Genomic DNA, 16,000 nt, shown 5'->3' with positions numbered 1-16,000 from the left:
CAAATCCTCCTCTTATTGGAGTGACTCTTTCTCCATTACGCTTGAAATCGTAGGAATTACTTCTTTCGCTACCATTTCTCTCGTTTGACGAATCGCACTAAATACCGACTGGTCATTAGAAGAACCGTGAGCCTTAATGACAGGTGCTTTCAATCCAAATAATGCAGCTCCTCCATACTCCGAATAATCCATTTTATCTTTTAATACCATAAGTTTTGGCTTTAATACCGCCGCTGCTAATTTGCTCGTAAATGAACTCATTAACTGTTCTTTCAACATAGAGAATAGCGCAAGTGCTGTTCCCTCTAATGATTTCAACGCTACATTCCCTGTAAAACCATCACATACAACAACATCTGCTACACCTTGCAATAAATCTCTTGATTCAACGTTCCCAACGAAATTAATTGGCGCATCTTTAAGCATTGCAAATACTTGCTTTGAAAGCTCGTTTCCTTTTCCATCCTCTGTTCCAACGTTTAATAGTCCAACGCGAGGATTTTCAATTCCTCTTACCTTCTCAGCATAAACAGATCCCATTACTGCATATTGATATAAATGAATTGGTTTTGCATCAACATTTGCTCCAACATCTAACATAACAAAACCTTTTCCATCTACAGTCGGCATTGTAGGCGATAAAGCTGGTCGCTCAATTCCTTCCATACGACCGACAACAAATAATCCAGCTGCCATTAAAGCTCCTGTACTACCTGCGGATATACAAGCGTCTGCTTCTCCATCCTTTACTTGTTGTGCCGCAAGCACCATTGAAGCTTGTTTTTTTCGACGAACCGCTCTTACTGGTTCCTCCGTTGATTCTATTTTTTCGTCTGTATGAAGAATAGTAATTCGTTCATCACTCGTTAAGTATTGACGAATTTCCTCTTCTTTCCCTACTAACGTAATATGTAAATCAGAATATTCCTTAATAGCTTTCATTGCCCCTAATACTACAGCCTTTGGAGCGTGATCTCCGCCCATTGCATCTATTGCGATTTTCATAAGTTGTTACCTTCCTCACTATAATTACTAGATCGATACATTTCAAAAGTGCCTGTAAAAACAAGTTCTTCTCCAACGAAGCTACGCACTTTGACAACCGTCCGTCCCTTCTCATTCTCTACATCTTCAACGCGCGCTTTTGCAACAACACGCTCTCCTAATTTTACAGGGCGAATGTATCGAATGGTAGACTTTGCAGTTAAAGCTAATTCTTCATCAATAACCGCAACAGCTAGTGAGTTTGCTTGCGCAAACAGATGATGCCCACGGGCAATTTGATTTCTTTTAAATACATGTTCTACCTTTACTTCAAAGATAGAGATTGCATGTCTATCTAATTCAATATCAATAATTTCTCCAACAACCTCTTCTAACGGTAAAGATTTCACATCTTCTTCATGTTGCTTTGTAGCTACATGTTTAATTCTCTCTCTTAATTCAGGAATAGACAATTCCATACGATCAAGTCGTACTGTTTGTATACTCACTTGAAATTTTTCCGCTAAATCTTCATCCGTAATAAAAGGATTTGATTCGATTGTTTGTTGTAATAACTCTTGTCTTTCTTTTTTACTTCTTCTTTTTTTCATACCGCACCATCCATTTTTATGACTAGGTACTAACAGTAGTATATAATCATTAAAAGTAGAATGCAACAAAAACTTTTGTTGACTCCCTTTAATCGAGCTTCTCTCCTTGGAACACACCTGTCCCATCAAGATACGTACGCAAGGCAGCGTACTGATCATTGTGCCAAAACGCTTCTGAATCTACTAGTATCGCCGCATCTTGCCTTGCTGTTTCTAACGCTCGATAATCATGTACCATGTCAGCAACCTTAAATTCTGGTAAGCCACTTTGCTTACTCCCAAAGAAATCTCCAGGACCTCGTAATTCTAAATCTTTTTCTGACAATACAAATCCATCATTTGTTTCAGTCATTATGCGCATTCTTTCTTTCCCTGTTTCTGATTTAGGATCTGCTATTAATAAACAATATGATTGTTCACTACCACGGCCGACACGCCCTCTAAGCTGATGAAGCTGCGATAAACCGAAACGTTCTGCATCATAAATAACCATTACAGTCGCATTCGGTACGTTCACACCTACTTCAACAACTGTTGTCGATACAAGAATTTGCACTTTATTTTCACTAAACTGTCCCATTATCTCTTCTTTTTCCTGAGACGATAATCTCCCATGCATCAATCCAACTTGGCATTTCCCTTGGTAATGATGCGTCAGCATACTATGTAAGTCGATAGCATTTTGCACATCAAGTTTCTCAGATTCTTCAATTAGAGGACAAATAACGTATGCCTGTCTTCCTTTTTTTATCTCCTTTTCAACAAAACCGAGAACGCGATCTAACATATCATGTTTTGCCCAATATGTTTCAATCACCTTTCTACCTGCTGGCATCTCATCGATTATCGAAACATCCATCTCTCCAAATGCAGTAATTGCAAGCGTACGCGGAATTGGTGTCGCTGTCATAAATAATACATCTGGACTTTCACCTTTCTCCCGTAAAACTCGGCGCTGCGCTACACCAAACCGATGCTGTTCATCTGTAATAACGAGACCCAACCTATGAAATATAACTTCATCTTGAATTAAGGCATGCGTTCCAACAAGAATATCTATTTCTCCTTGTTCTAACTTCGCTAAAATTTCTCGACGTCTCGCACCTTTAACAGAACTTGTTAACAGTTCCACCTTCATACCAAAATGCGAAAACGTTTCAGCAAGCGACTGATAATGTTGCTCAGCTAAAATTTCTGTAGGAACCATTAAAGCACCTTGATAATGAGCTAATTTCGATGCATAAAGGCCAATCGCAGCAACAACTGTTTTCCCAGAACCAACGTCACCTTGCAATAGTCGGTTCATCCGATAAGGAGATGTCATATCTTTCAAAATTTCATCTACAACTCGGCGCTGCGCACCCGTTAATGGAAACGGCAGTGCATCGATAAATTCTTGTAATTCTACTGACGGAATCTCTTTCTTCGTCCCTTTTGAATTTTCCCTCTCCATTTTCCGGAGCGTTTGCATTTTCAGCTGAAATAAGAAAAATTCTTCATATACAAAACGGCGACGCGCTTGCTTCAAATCTTCCTGTCCTACCGGAAAATGCAATGCCCTAAGCGCTTCATATCTTGGTAATAATTTATATCGCCCTAACAAACCATCCGGTAACACTTCGACTATAGAATCTCCATATTCCTTTAACGCTTGAGCAATAAAACGACGCATCTGTTTTACTGTAAGTTTTCCCTTTACTGAATAAACAGGTTCCACTTCTTGTTGACGTACAACCGGCCCAAAATGAAGTTCTGATACAGCAATTGTTTGACGATGTTGATCCCATTTACCAGTAATCGTTACCGTTTCATCTAACTTTAATTTTTGCTTATAGTAAGGCCTATTAAAACATACCGCCGTAATTAAATAACGACCGACGAGAACACGAACTGTTAAACGCGATTTCTTCTTACCATAATATTGCAGCAAAGGAGCACTATGAATCTTCCCTTCAACCGTTACACGTTCATCATGCTTTACTTCAGCAAGATCTTTCATCGCATAATCTTCATAACGGTATGGAAAATGTTCTAACAGATGAGAAACTGTATAAATACCCATCTCATGTAGTAACTCAGATGTTTCTCCTCCGATCCCCTTTACATCCGTAACAGGAACTTGTACAACATCATTCAAGATTCTCACACCCCGTCACATTATTTTCTTTATTGCATTTTATTTGAGTACCAATTAGCATCTGTAATCGCTCTCTTTCACCTTATATATTCTATCATAGGCATTCTAAGAGAAACTACTCAAATCCCTTATATAAAACAAGTAAAAAAGAGCCTCACTATTAGCAGCAAGGCTCTTTTCTCTCTTCCATATGCTAGCCTTTTGAATAAAAACTAGTAATAAACTTCATATTACTACTTCTTATCCATTAGCAAGTAAGTAATCCATTTATTTTCAAAACGAATCTTATCTTATTCTACAGAGAAGATGAAAGAATACACTGGTTGGTTTCCAGCATGCACTTCTACTTCTGCATCTTCAAATTTCTCTTCTACAAATTCAACTAACTCCGCTACTTCTTCGTCAGTTGCATCCTCACCTTGTAGAATCGTTACGATTTCAGAATCTTCATCAATAAGCGCTTCTAGTAATTGCTTCGCAGCTCCTACTTTTTCAGCATTTGTAGATACAATTTTCCCATCTGCAATACACATGAAGTCATCTTTTTGAATTGCTACACCATCAATTTCCGTATCACGTACAGCATACGTAATTTGACCTGTTTTCACATGAGATAAAGCTTCTTGCATGTTTTCTTCATTCTCTTCTAACGTTCCAACTGGGTTAAATGCTAACATTGCTGCCATACCTTGAGGAACTGTTTTCGAACGAACAACAATAACTTCTTGATCTACAACTGATGCCGCTTGTTCTGCTGCCATTACAATATTTCCGTTATTCGGTAAAATAATGATTTTTTCAGCATTTGCTTCTTCAATTGCCTTCACGATATCCTCCGTACTTGGATTCATCGTTTGACCACCTTCGATAACTTTCGTTGCGCCGATGCTCTCAAATAAAGTTTTAATACCAGAACCCATAGCTACAGTTACGATACCATATGGTTGTTTTTCCTTCGATTGAGCTGGTTGCTCAGGAACCATAGTAGGTTCATCTAACAAAGCAGTATGCTGTTCACGCATATTTTCTACTTTAATCTTAATTAAACTACCGTATTTTTGCCCGTAGTTCATAGCGTCTCCAGGATGTTCTGCATGGATATGAACCTTTACAATTTCATCATCAGACACAACTAGTAGAGAATCACCATATACACTAATATCTTCACGGAATTTTTGTTCAGAGAAATTATGCTCTTTCACCTTTTCAGCCTCTAATTTCACCATGAACTCCGTACAATATCCATACTTAATATCTTCTGTACTCAATTGGCTTTGTACACTACGGTGATGTTCTGCGCGTACCATTTCATTCATAGATGGTTGCGTCGGTGCATCAGAAGAAATCGTTTCTCCTTTTAAGTCAGCTAAAAATCCTTCGTATACCACTACAAGACCTTTACCACCGCTATCTACAACGCCAACTTGTTTTAATACAGGTAATAAATCTGGCGTACGATTTAACGATGCGTTTGCTTCTTTCACAACGTCTTCCATAAACAAAACAAAGTCGCGCTGTTTTTTCGCAACTGTTACTGCATATTTACCCGTTTCTCTTGCAACCGTTAAAATCGTTCCTTCAATCGGTTTCATAACCGCTTTATAAGCCGCCTCTACTCCAGCTTCTAGTGCTGCAGCAAAATCAACTGTTGTTAATTCTTCTTTTTGTTCAATGGATTTAGAGAAACCACGGAACAACTGAGATAAAATAACTCCAGAGTTACCACGAGCTCCCATTAATAATCCTTTGGCTAAACTTACGCCGACTTTACCAGCATGCTGTGAAGGATTTGCTTTCACTTCACGCGCACCTGAAGTCATAGATAAGTTCATGTTTGTACCGGTATCGCCATCTGGAACTGGAAATACGTTTAATGCATCAACAAGCTGAACATTATTTGTTAAATTATTCGCTCCTTGCATGATCATTTGTGATAAACGTTTTCCATCAATTTTTTGAATTGACACAGATTTTCCTCCTTAATGCACATTACAAGTTTATTACTTTAACTCCTTGTACGTAGATGTTTACAGAATCTACTGCTAGTCCTACAGTTTGATCTAATGTATATTTCACTTTCGTCTGCACATTATGTGCCACTTCTGAAATTTTCGTACCATAGCTCACAATAATATACATATCAATATGTACTTCATCTTCATCTTTACGAACAATAACACCTCTAGTGAAGTTTTCTTTTCGTAAAATGTCTGTTAATCCATCTTTTAACTGATTTTTTGATGCCATACCTACGATACCGTAGCAATCTACCGCGGCACCTCCAGCAATTGTTGCAATTACATCTGTACTAATATCAATTTGACCGTACTTCGTTTTAATTTCAATTGACATCTCGTTTCCCCCTTCATAAATGGTGAAAGTGAGCTAGACTACTTTAGTTACTATCATATAATCTTTTTAAAGAAAATTCCATCGTTCTTTCTTTTCACTCTCATATTTTATGTTTTAAATTACACTTTTTTATGATGAGCAAAATAGTCCATTGTTATTATACAACATGTACCACTATAATATGTCAAGCAATTTTTATGGATTTCAACTTTTCTTCATTGACATATAGTGTCAAGTAAATTTTCTTGATTTCTTTTTTCTACGGTGTTGCATTCTCTTTTTAGTTGTGTTAAATTATAGTAGTGTTTTTAGCATCGCATAAAAGACTAACATTGAAAAATTACGTATGGTAAGGTATCAAGGGAGGGAAATATAAATGGCTCGTGTTTGTGCTATTACTGGAAGAAAAGCTCGTTCTGGTAACTCTCGTTCTCACGCAATGAACGCTACAAAACGTAAATGGGGCGCTAACCTTCAAAAAGTTCGCGTACGCATCGACGGAAAAGTTCAACGTGTTTACGTTTCTGCTAGAGCATTAAAATCTGGCAAAATCGAACGTGTTTAATAATAAAAAAAAGAGCCGATAGGCTCTTTTTTTACTATAACAATGGAAAAAGCACCGGTGATAGGTGCTTTTTTTAATCTTTTTTGAAGGTATTTAACATTGCACGAACTATTCCACCAAGAAATTTAGGTAACTTAATTGTATAAAATCTCATGGTTTCCCTCCTAATCCCCATTACTCCACTTGGTCACTATATGATGTAAGGAGCAAAATTGTTTCTTCAATCAGTGCTTCTTATCAACATTAATATGCCAGAAGTAAATGAAAAAGTACCTTTTTCCTCAACGAGTTCGTTACTAATACAAAGTGTTGATCCCCACTCTATTGTTTTATTAGTAAGAGGGTACTTAAAACCAAACAATGTAATCCCTTCCACTATTTCAGTAACTGGTACAAAAGATACATAAGGAAAATTTTTATTTTCTTCAATTATATGTGTACCCATTTTTTTAACTGTTATTTCATTTTTATTGTCCACAATACACATTTCTATCTCTACTTCTAACCCTTTTAAAAGCATCTGTATATTTGCCAAACCGTGATCAAGCCTTCCACCAGTAGCACCAAAAATACGAATTAGTGCCGGCTTCTGTTCTAATGCCCAGTTAATTGCAATTTCTAAATCCGTTTGATCTTTTTCCCGCGGAACAATATGTAATTCGTTCGTTTGCTGTCCCATCCATACCAATTCTTCTTCAGTAACTGAATCGTAATCTCCAAACGCAACAGCCGGGGTAATCCCTTTCTTTAATAGACGGTATACTCCCCTATCAACCGCTGCCCACACTACTTCCTCATTCTCGTATCGAGCAAAATCTGCGCAATATTCCGAAGGTCCTCCTGCCAAAATATGAATAATCATTTTTTCTTCTCCTTCCATTGTAAAAAGGCAATCTGCCATTCGGTAGATTGCCTTTTTACATATTTTTATCCTATCCTATAAATACCTTACTAGGATAAAAGTTCATCACTACCCACGAATTACGCGAATTGCTTCACCGCGGTCTTTTTGATTGTATACTGCTGACCCAGCTACAAGTACATTTGCTCCTGCTTCCACACAAAGTCTTGCTGTTTCAGCATTTACACCACCATCAACTTCAATTTCCACTTCTAGATTGCGCTCTTTCACCATGTCTGCAACTTGTTTAATTTTCGGTAATACAGAATGGATAAACTTCTGTCCACCAAATCCAGGATTTACTGTCATAAGTAATACCATATCTATATCTTCTAATACATGCTCAATCACTGAAACTGGCGTATGTGGATTTAATACAACGCCCGCTTTAATACCATGAGATTTAATTAACTGAATTGTACGATGTAGATGTGGACACGCCTCTACGTGAACAGTAATAATATCCGCTCCCGCTTGTGCGAAAGTCGGGATATAGTTATCAGGATTTTCAATCATTAAATGTACATCTAATGGTAATGATGTAATCGGACGGATAGCTTCTACAATTAATGGTCCAATCGTAATATTTGGTACGAAATGTCCATCCATTACGTCAACGTGAATGTAATCCGCTCCGCCCTTTTCTACATCTTTAATCTCTTCCCCTAATTTTGAAAAATCTGCTGATAAAATCGATGGTGCAATTTTAATCATAACTAATACCTCGGCTTTCTCTCTCTAATTTCTTCTACGAATTGTTTATAGTTCTTATAGCGATATTCTGTAATCTTCCCTTCTTCAACCGCAGCTTTCACAGCACATTTCGGTTCAGAAAGATGTGTACACCCTCTAAATTTACAGTATTGGCTCGCTTCTTTCAACTCTGGAAAACAATATGTAAGATCTTCTACTTCTATATCAATGAAATCTAGTGAACTAAAACCCGGTGTATCTGCTACTAGTCCACTCCCAATTGCAATTAATTCTACGTGTCTTGTCGTATGCTTCCCGCGTCCTAAATGGGAGGAAATATCATTTGTTTTCAGCTCTAATTCTGGACGTAGCACATTAAGCATTGAAGATTTCCCAACACCAGATTGACCCGCAACGACAGAAACACAATTTTCTAAGTATGGTTTTAATATATCAATACTTTCTGACGTATTAATAGAAGTAAATAAAACATCATAACCCATCTCACGATAATCATTCGCATATGCTTCAACAGTTGCTTTCATCTTTTCATCTACTAAATCCATCTTACTAATACAAATAATTGGCTTAATGTTATGATATTCAATCAGCACTAAAAATCGATCTAACAGTCCAGGATTAAAATCTGGTTCTACTGCAGAGAACACAAGGATCGCTTGATCGACATTAGCAATAGGAGGTCTAACAAGTTCATTTTTTCGATCAAACACTTCAAGCACATAACCTTCAGTTGGATTATCTGCCTGAAAAACAACTTGGTCTCCTACAAGTGGTGTAATTTTATTTTTTCTAAATACACCTCGCCCACGACATTGCGTAACCCCTTCTTCATGCTGCACGTAATAAAACCCACTTAAAGCTTTTATAATTTTTCCTTCTGGCATAGAATTCTCCTTTTTTGTATAAGGTGATGCTGAATTTAAAAATGAATGGATTTAAATTTTCCAAATAACGATTTCAAAACCTACCATATATACTTTCGCTAATATACATTAAATTTCCCATTAAATGCAAAAAAAATATTTACAGCTGCATCACTTTACTAGCTTTTTGAATCATATATTTTTGCCTGCTATACCGTCCACTTTGTAGACAGCATAACAGGCAATAATAATAAGTAGACTTTCACTATTATTGAGTTGGATATGGTACTTCTTTATCAATAATCGTTACTCCATCTCGTACAATTTTATAGTGTCCCTTTGAACCTTCTTGAATTACAAATTCTAAAGAAATAGTCGCTGATTCAGTAATTGTTCTCGTTTCAACCGGTCTATCCATTTTTTGCTGCATGTCTTCTTTATAAATTTCTATTGTTTGCGGCTTTTTTTCACCTGTTACAGCAGGCTCATATGGGATAGAGATATTGTCCACTTTTACCGTTTTAGTCACTTTAGGCTTTTGACCATCAGAGATAATAATAGTTACTTTATCTCCCTCTTTTAATGGTGTACCTGGTTTTGGAAATTGCGAAATTACAAGTCCTTTTTCGACTGTATCTGAATACTCTCGTTTTATATCTGACGTTAGTTTTCTCTCATTCAAATAACCAGTTACACTATTTTCAGTCCACCCCGAAAAGTCACCTGGTCTAATTTGATAAGGCCCTTTACTTACCCAGATTTTCAGTTCTTGCTCCGCTTCTATAACCATCTGATCAGGCGTCGGAATTTGTTCTACAATTTCACCTTTCGGCTTATCATTTTCAATATAATTTACCGTAACTTGTTTATATTTTTCTTCTAACTCAGCTTTTACACTCTCAAAGTTTTGACCTGTGAAATTTGCCATCTTACTTTTCTTTTTTCCACCTGATTGATAGATAGTAATTTTAGCGTTTTCTTTTACGACTCTTCCTGCTACAGGGTCCGTTTTTATTACATCCCCAACTTCAACATCATCTGTATATACAATATTAGGCTCCGTCACCTCAAAGCCCTTTTCTACTAATGTATTTACAGCTGTCGTGTATTTCATACCAGCCACATCAGGAACTTTCACATCTTTCGGAATAAATAATCCTGGAATAACCGTAAGTGCTAATGTTATTCCTATTGCTAAAAATAAAAATGTTGAAATTAAAACTTTAAGCCACTTGTTACTCCGTTTTTTCTTCTTATCTAACTCAGCTGCTTCTGCTCTTATCGGTTCTTCCATCTTACTCCCTTTTAAAACAATCGTTTCATCACTTACATTTTCAAATAATTGTTCTTGTTGAATAATCGGAATCGCTTTTGTCGCTTCCATATCTTCCGGTATGTAAAATGGTTGCTCATTTATCCTCTCTGGATATAGCGCAGTTTCAATATCTCGCTTCATCGCATTAGCAGATTGATATCGGTGAAACGGATCTTTTGCAGTTGCCTTTAATATAATATTTTCAACACTTTGCGGAATATTTTCATTCCATCTTTTTGGTGATGGGATTTCACTTTGTAAATGTTTTAAAGCTATGGCAACAGCAGATTCGCCAGAAAACGGTTGTCTTCCTGTTAACAATTCAAACATAACTATCCCAAGAGAATAGATATCTGATTGTTTATTTGCTATCCCACCACGTGCCTGTTCTGGTGATAAATAATGGACTGAACCGAGCACTGAATTTGTATGTGTAATTGTTGTTGCACTTGTAGCTGTCGCAATTCCAAAATCTGTTACTTTTATTATTCCATCAGCTCGAATTAAAATATTGTGCGGCTTTATATCACGATGCACAATTTCAAAATGATGGGCATGTGCCATAGCGGATGTTAACTGCTCCATAATATCAAGAGCTTCTCCTATAGGTAACATCCCTCGCTCAATTATGTATTGCTTCAATGTTTGCCCTGGTACATATTCCATGACAAGATAGTATATACCATCTTCTTCTCCGACATCATACATATTCACAATATTTGGATGCGACAACGTTGTAACAGACTGCGCTTCTCGATGGAAACGTTTAATAAACTCTTCGTTATTTGAGTAGTCGAGTCTTAATATTTTTACCGCTACATCTCGGCCAAGTATATCATCATGAGCTAAATATACATTGGCCATTCCGCCACCACCAATCATTTTCAGCAGCTTATAACGGTCATTTAAGCGTTTTCCAATCAGCACGTTGCACTTCACCTACTTTCGTTTGTCGAACCCGCATAATCAATAAGAACAAGTGTGATATTATCTTCTCCACCGCGATCATTTGCCAATTGAATGAGACACTGCCCTTTACCTTCAAGCTGTTCATTTAACTGTAAAATTTGTCGCATATCATCAATAGATACTTTGTTTGATAATCCATCAGAGCAAAGAAGTAATTGATCATCTTCCTCAATCACCAACGTTTTAACATCTAACCCAACTTTTTCTTCTGTTCCTAATGCTCTTAATAACACATTCTTTTTCGGATGATACTCTGCGTCTTCCTTTGAAATTTCACCATGTTTCACAAGCTCATTTACAAGTGAATGATCTTCCGTTACTAGCGTCATTTCTCCTTCTGATACCATATAGCAACGACTATCTCCTATATGCCCTATTGTCACAAAGCTTGGTGTACAAACAGCTATTATAAGCGTTGTTCCCATACCATTACATTCTGCATTTTGCTGAGCATATTCATATATACGCTCATTAATAATCCCAACACTAGTATGTAACCATTGTTCTACTTTTTTCGGCTCATTCATATTATGTGTTTGCTTCCAATAATCATGGAATAATTGAATGGCCATCGAGCTAGCTACATCACCAGCTCGATGACCTCCCATTCCATCTGCTACTACCGCTAATACATTTCCATCTAAATTGTGAAAAACTCCTGCACTATCTTCATTATGTTGACGAACTTTTCCTTTATCCGATAGAAATACGGCTTTCATCTCGTCACCTCGTCTCTTCTTTGCGCTCCTTCGCACGCAACTGACCGCAGGCTGCATCAATATCATGACCTTGTTCACGGCGAATCGTTACATTCACTCCACGATCTTTTAACGTTTTCTCGAACAAGAAAATTTGTTCACGTGGCGTACGTACATAATCACGTTCAGGTACGTAGTTTACCGGAATCAAGTTCACATGACATTTTACACCTTTTAAGAGCGCAGCAAGCTCTTCAGCATGCTCTACTTGGTCATTTTCTCCTCCAAATAATCCATATTCAAAAGTAATACGACGCCCTGTTCTATTTACATAGTATTTAATAGCTTCCATTAAATCTGGTAATTTATAAGCACGGTTAATCGGCATTAATTTTGAACGTAATTCTGAGTTTGGAGCATGCAATGAAATCGCAAAATTAATTTGTAGATCTTCTTCAGCAAACTTATAAATTTTCGGGATAATTCCACTCGTCGAAACAGTCATATGTCTCGCACCAATATGAAGTCCTTTTTCATGGTTAATGATGCGTAAGAATCCCATTAAATTATCATAGTTATCAAATGGCTCTCCAATCCCCATAACAACAAGAGAACTTACACGTTCTTCCGTTTCATCAAGCGCACGCTGAACTTCTACTACTTGCGCTACGATTTCTCCAGCTTCTAGGTTTCGCTTTAATCCACCAAGTGTCGAAGCACAGAACGTACACCCAATACGACAACCCACTTGCGTTGTTACACAAATGGAATTTCCATATTCGTGTCGCATTAATACCGTTTCAATAGAATATCCGTCATATAATTGGAATAAGAATTTAATTGTTCCATCCGAAGACGTTTGTTTTACTAACGTGTTTAAAGTAGTAATATCAAAGGAATTCGACAATTTATCACGCAATCCTTTAGAAAGGTTTGACATATCCTCATAATTTTTTACACGTTTTTTATATAACCAATCAAAAATTTGTCCAGCACGGAACTTCGGTTCTCCTTGTTCCTTTAACCAATCTTGCATTTCATGAAGTTGTAAAGAGTAAATTGATGGTTTCTTCGTTTCTAAATTTTTCTTTTGTTTTCTTACAGTCGTTTCCATGATGCTACACCTTCTTCCTTAAACAAGCAATATAAAAGCCATCCGTCGCAAAATAATGCGGTAAAATTTGTACTTGACCTTCATCAATATACGGAGTTAATTTTTCTGGCATACGCTCTTTAAGCGTAGTATCCCATTCAAATTCAGGATGTTCTTGTAAAAATTTCTCTATTACTTGCTCATTTTCTATTTTCTCAATTGTGCACGTACTATAAACAAGACGACCGCCTTGTTTTAATAATGGTGCTATTTTTTCTAGTATTGCAATTTGAATCGTCGATAATCTTTCACTATCGCCTTTATCTTTTCCTAACTTAATATCAGGTTTACGTCTAATTACACCAAATCCAGAACACGGTGCATCTACCAATATTTTATCAAACGTTTCATTTGCAAAGTGCTCTTGCACTTTTCTAGCATCTAGCGCTTTAGTTTCGACATTTTCTAGACCAAGTCGCTCTGCTTGCTGTTTAATTAAACGTACTTTGTGTGCATGTAAATCAAGGGACATGACCTTACCAGTTCCCTTTAATCGTTCCGCGATATGCGTTGTTTTTCCGCCTGGAGCAGCACAACTATCAAGAACTGCATCTCCCGTATTCGGTTCTAAAGCGCGTGCTACAAGCATAGAACTTTCATCTTGAATAGAAAGAAATCCTTTTTTAAACGCTTCTGTATGCGCTACATTTCCTCTTTCAATCTGAATAGCATCATCTGATAAGTCACCACGTTTTGCTTCTATACCTTCACTTGCTAACAACTCAATCGCTTCTTCTACAGTTACCTTATCAACATTCACACGCGCTGTTGGTACAGGGGGTAACATGTTTACTTCGCACATTTTTTCTGCAGTTTCTAAACCGTATTCTGAAGTCCACTCTTGGACAAGCCAAACTGGATGACTTGTTGTAATTGCAAGACGTTCTACTGGATCCTTGATTTCATCTACAGAAGGTACACCTTCTCTCTGAATCGAACGTAATACACCGTTCACCATACCAGCAATTCCTTTATGCCCGCGACGCTTTGCAATCTCAACCGCTTCATGAATAGCCGCTCTTTCTGGCACTCGGTCTAAATAAATCATTTGATATAAAGATAAGCGAAGCAATACTCTTACCCACGCCTCAACCTTCTTTTTTAAAAAAGGCTGTAAATAATAATCTAATGTGTCACGACGTTGAATCGTTCCATATACAATTTCAGTTAATAAACCAATATCTTTTCTATCAATTGCACTTTTTTCAATTAGATTATTTAAAAGTAAGTTGCTATATGCACCACTTTTTTCCACTTGAATTAAACCATCAAGAGCTAATTCACGAACATTTTGTCTCATGCATTTTCTCCTAACTTCGTTCCAATTTCAGGTTTTGTTCCACGTAAAAATTGTGAACAACTCATACGCTTTTTACCAGAAGGTTGCAATTCAGTAATTTTAACACCTGTTTCATTACTCGTTGCTACAACAAAACCATCTTCTTCGATTGCAACAATCGTACCTGCTTCAGCCGGTTCAGTTATAGGCACTTTTTCCCCCCACCATACTTTAACAACTTGTCCTGCTAAAGTTGTATAAGCAACTGGCCATGGATTCAATCCGCGAATGTGATTGTATACTTCTTCACCTGTTTTTGTCCAATCAATTTTCTCTTGCTCACGTTTTATATTGTACGCAAACGTTACTTCTTCTTCGTTTTGTTTAATCGGTTCTAACTTACCTTGAATTAATAAAGGCACTGTTTTAGATAGAAGGTGTGCTCCTGCTTCACTTAATTTATCAAATAATGAGCCTGTCGTTTCACGCTCTTCAATTTCAACTTCCACTTGCGTTAAGATATCACCAGCATCCAATTTTTCTACCATATACATAATTGTAATACCTGTTTTTTCTTTACCTTCCATAATTGCATAATGAATTGGTGCACCACCACGAAGTTCAGGAAGTAAAGAAGCGTGAACATTAATACACCCATACTTTGGTGCTTCTAAAATTTCATTTGGTACAATCTGCCCAAATGCAGCTGTTACAATTAAATCTGGCTCTAATGCCAATACTTTTTCATATTCATCTTTTTCACGAATTTTTAACGGCTGTAACACAGGGATACCATGTTTTTCCGCTTCAACTTTAACAGGTGTAGGTGTTAATACTTTTTTTCTACCTACTGGACGATCAGGTTGCGTCACAACACCTACTACCTCATAGCCATCTTCAATAAGACGACGAAGCACCGGCACTGAAAAGTCCGGTGTTCCCATAAACACTACTTTTATCATTTAAAAACCGCTCCTTTTAACACCTATTCTAGTTCGTTTTCTTCATAATATCTTGTCACTTTCGATGTAAATAAAACACCGTGTAAATGATCAATTTCATGTTGAATTGCACGCGCTAAAAATCCTTCCGCTTCTAATAAGAATACTTTCCCACGGCGATTTTGCGCTCTTACTTTAATATAATCGGCACGTTCTACTTCACCATAAAGTCCCGGGAAGCTTAAACAGCCTTCGGGACCTACTTGTTCACCACGTTTTTCTAATATTGATGGATTGATTAACTCGATTTTCCCAGTATCATCATCGACATCAACAACCGCTACTTGCAAGCTTACACCTACTTGAGGCGCAGCTAAACCGACTCCGTCCGCAATTAACATTGTTTCATGCATATCTTTCAACAATTTCACTAACTTTTTATCAAAGTTAATTACTCTTTCGCATGGTGTTTCTAACACTTCATTTGGATGCTTTATTATTTCTAAAACTGCCATATT

The 16,000-nt window shown here is 37.1% G+C and carries 16 protein-coding genes; 1 reads left to right on the top strand and 15 read right to left on the bottom strand.

Annotation, left to right across the window (positions count from 1 at the left end; translation table 11 throughout):
* Window positions 1–12 precede the first annotated feature (12 nt).
* From plsX to MKY38_RS03035, 5 genes are all read right to left on the bottom strand, one after another.
* A complete protein-coding gene (gene plsX / locus MKY38_RS03055) occupies window positions 13–1,005 on the bottom strand; it encodes a phosphate acyltransferase PlsX (protein ID WP_000684101.1) in 993 nt (330 codons plus the stop codon).
* Window positions 1,002–1,595, bottom strand: coding sequence for a transcription factor FapR (gene fapR / locus MKY38_RS03050; RefSeq protein ID WP_065222965.1), 594 nt, complete (start codon window positions 1,593–1,595; stop codon window positions 1,002–1,004). Before fapR ends, plsX begins: the two co-directional genes overlap by 4 nt.
* An 88-nt stretch (window positions 1,596–1,683) precedes the next feature.
* Complete coding sequence (gene recG, locus MKY38_RS03045; RefSeq protein ID WP_001000813.1) at window positions 1,684–3,732, bottom strand: ATP-dependent DNA helicase RecG; 2,049 nt, start codon at window positions 3,730–3,732, stop codon at window positions 1,684–1,686.
* A 290-nt stretch (window positions 3,733–4,022) separates the two neighbouring features.
* Entirely contained in the window at window positions 4,023–5,699 is a 1,677-nt protein-coding gene (locus tag MKY38_RS03040; RefSeq protein WP_000027129.1) for a DAK2 domain-containing protein, read from the bottom strand.
* Between the two features lie 22 nt (window positions 5,700–5,721).
* Window positions 5,722–6,084, bottom strand: coding sequence for an Asp23/Gls24 family envelope stress response protein (locus MKY38_RS03035; RefSeq protein WP_000021109.1), 363 nt, complete (start codon window positions 6,082–6,084; stop codon window positions 5,722–5,724).
* 376 nt (window positions 6,085–6,460) lie between these two features.
* On the opposite strand from MKY38_RS03035, the gene rpmB reads away from it, so the two are divergent.
* The gene (gene rpmB / locus MKY38_RS03030) at window positions 6,461–6,649 is read left to right on the top strand and encodes a 50S ribosomal protein L28 (RefSeq protein ID WP_000124776.1); all 189 of its coding nucleotides are present in this window, start codon (window positions 6,461–6,463) and stop codon (window positions 6,647–6,649) included.
* Window positions 6,650–6,722: 73 nt separating this feature from the next.
* On the opposite strand, the gene spoVM is transcribed toward rpmB, so the two are convergent.
* From spoVM to def, 10 genes are all read right to left on the bottom strand, one after another.
* Entirely contained in the window at window positions 6,723–6,803 is an 81-nt protein-coding gene (spoVM, locus tag MKY38_RS03025) for a stage V sporulation protein SpoVM (protein ID WP_001213599.1), read from the bottom strand.
* A 66-nt stretch (window positions 6,804–6,869) separates the two neighbouring features.
* Window positions 6,870–7,550, bottom strand: coding sequence for a thiamine diphosphokinase (locus MKY38_RS03020; RefSeq protein ID WP_000752663.1), 681 nt, complete (start codon window positions 7,548–7,550; stop codon window positions 6,870–6,872).
* A 69-nt stretch (window positions 7,551–7,619) separates the two neighbouring features.
* Window positions 7,620–8,264 carry a ribulose-phosphate 3-epimerase gene (rpe, locus tag MKY38_RS03015; RefSeq protein ID WP_000589974.1) on the bottom strand — a complete coding sequence of 215 codons (645 nt, stop codon included), beginning with the start codon at window positions 8,262–8,264 and terminating at the stop codon, window positions 7,620–7,622.
* A gap of 2 nt (window positions 8,265–8,266) precedes the next feature.
* Window positions 8,267–9,148: a ribosome small subunit-dependent GTPase A gene (gene rsgA / locus MKY38_RS03010; RefSeq protein WP_001113932.1), complete on the bottom strand. Its 882-nt coding sequence runs from the start codon at window positions 9,146–9,148 to the stop codon at window positions 8,267–8,269.
* A gap of 247 nt (window positions 9,149–9,395) precedes the next feature.
* Complete coding sequence (pknB, locus tag MKY38_RS03005; protein ID WP_065222964.1) at window positions 9,396–11,369, bottom strand: Stk1 family PASTA domain-containing Ser/Thr kinase; 1,974 nt, start codon at window positions 11,367–11,369, stop codon at window positions 9,396–9,398.
* Between the two features lie 8 nt (window positions 11,370–11,377).
* Entirely contained in the window at window positions 11,378–12,130 is a 753-nt protein-coding gene (locus MKY38_RS03000; RefSeq protein WP_000648703.1) for a Stp1/IreP family PP2C-type Ser/Thr phosphatase, read from the bottom strand.
* Between the two features lie 4 nt (window positions 12,131–12,134).
* Window positions 12,135–13,223: a 23S rRNA (adenine(2503)-C(2))-methyltransferase RlmN gene (gene rlmN / locus MKY38_RS02995; protein WP_000450541.1), complete on the bottom strand. Its 1,089-nt coding sequence runs from the start codon at window positions 13,221–13,223 to the stop codon at window positions 12,135–12,137.
* Between the two features lie 4 nt (window positions 13,224–13,227).
* The gene (gene rsmB, locus MKY38_RS02990) at window positions 13,228–14,562 is read right to left on the bottom strand and encodes a 16S rRNA (cytosine(967)-C(5))-methyltransferase RsmB (protein WP_001249666.1); all 1,335 of its coding nucleotides are present in this window, start codon (window positions 14,560–14,562) and stop codon (window positions 13,228–13,230) included.
* On the bottom strand, window positions 14,559–15,503 hold the full coding sequence (gene fmt / locus MKY38_RS02985; protein ID WP_000598804.1) for a methionyl-tRNA formyltransferase: 945 nt from the start codon (window positions 15,501–15,503) through the stop codon (window positions 14,559–14,561). Before fmt ends, rsmB begins: the two co-directional genes overlap by 4 nt.
* Window positions 15,504–15,526: 23 nt before the next feature.
* A complete protein-coding gene (gene def / locus MKY38_RS02980; protein WP_000279455.1) occupies window positions 15,527–15,997 on the bottom strand; it encodes a peptide deformylase in 471 nt (156 codons plus the stop codon).
* Window positions 15,998–16,000 lie beyond the last annotated feature (3 nt).

The organism is Bacillus sp. FSL R5-0585 (assembly GCF_038004545.1).
Taxonomy (GTDB): Bacteria; Bacillota; Bacilli; order Bacillales; family Bacillaceae_G; genus Bacillus_A; species Bacillus_A cereus.
Note: the sequence above shows the minus strand (reverse complement) of the source record. Positions and strands in the feature narration are given on the sequence as shown.

Coding starts and splice junctions, on each gene's coding strand:
- plsX (WP_000684101.1), bottom strand. CDS start 1,005: ATGAAAATCGCAATAGATGCAATGGGCGGAGATCACGCTCCAAAGGCT.
- fapR (WP_065222965.1), bottom strand. CDS start 1,595: ATGAAAAAAAGAAGAAGTAAAAAAGAAAGACAAGAGTTATTACAACAA.
- MKY38_RS03035 (WP_000021109.1), bottom strand. CDS start 6,084: ATGTCAATTGAAATTAAAACGAAGTACGGTCAAATTGATATTAGTACA.
- rpmB (WP_000124776.1), top strand. CDS start 6,461: ATGGCTCGTGTTTGTGCTATTACTGGAAGAAAAGCTCGTTCTGGTAAC.
- spoVM (WP_001213599.1), bottom strand. CDS start 6,803: ATGAGATTTTATACAATTAAGTTACCTAAATTTCTTGGTGGAATAGTT.
- MKY38_RS03020 (WP_000752663.1), bottom strand. CDS start 7,550: ATGGCAGATTGCCTTTTTACAATGGAAGGAGAAGAAAAAATGATTATT.
- rpe (WP_000589974.1), bottom strand. CDS start 8,264: ATGATTAAAATTGCACCATCGATTTTATCAGCAGATTTTTCAAAATTA.
- rsgA (WP_001113932.1), bottom strand. CDS start 9,148: ATGCCAGAAGGAAAAATTATAAAAGCTTTAAGTGGGTTTTATTACGTG.
- MKY38_RS03000 (WP_000648703.1), bottom strand. CDS start 12,130: ATGAAAGCCGTATTTCTATCGGATAAAGGAAAAGTTCGTCAACATAAT.
- rlmN (WP_000450541.1), bottom strand. CDS start 13,223: ATGGAAACGACTGTAAGAAAACAAAAGAAAAATTTAGAAACGAAGAAA.
- rsmB (WP_001249666.1), bottom strand. CDS start 14,562: ATGAGACAAAATGTTCGTGAATTAGCTCTTGATGGTTTAATTCAAGTG.
- fmt (WP_000598804.1), bottom strand. CDS start 15,503: ATGATAAAAGTAGTGTTTATGGGAACACCGGACTTTTCAGTGCCGGTG.
- def (WP_000279455.1), bottom strand. CDS start 15,997: ATGGCAGTTTTAGAAATAATAAAGCATCCAAATGAAGTGTTAGAAACA.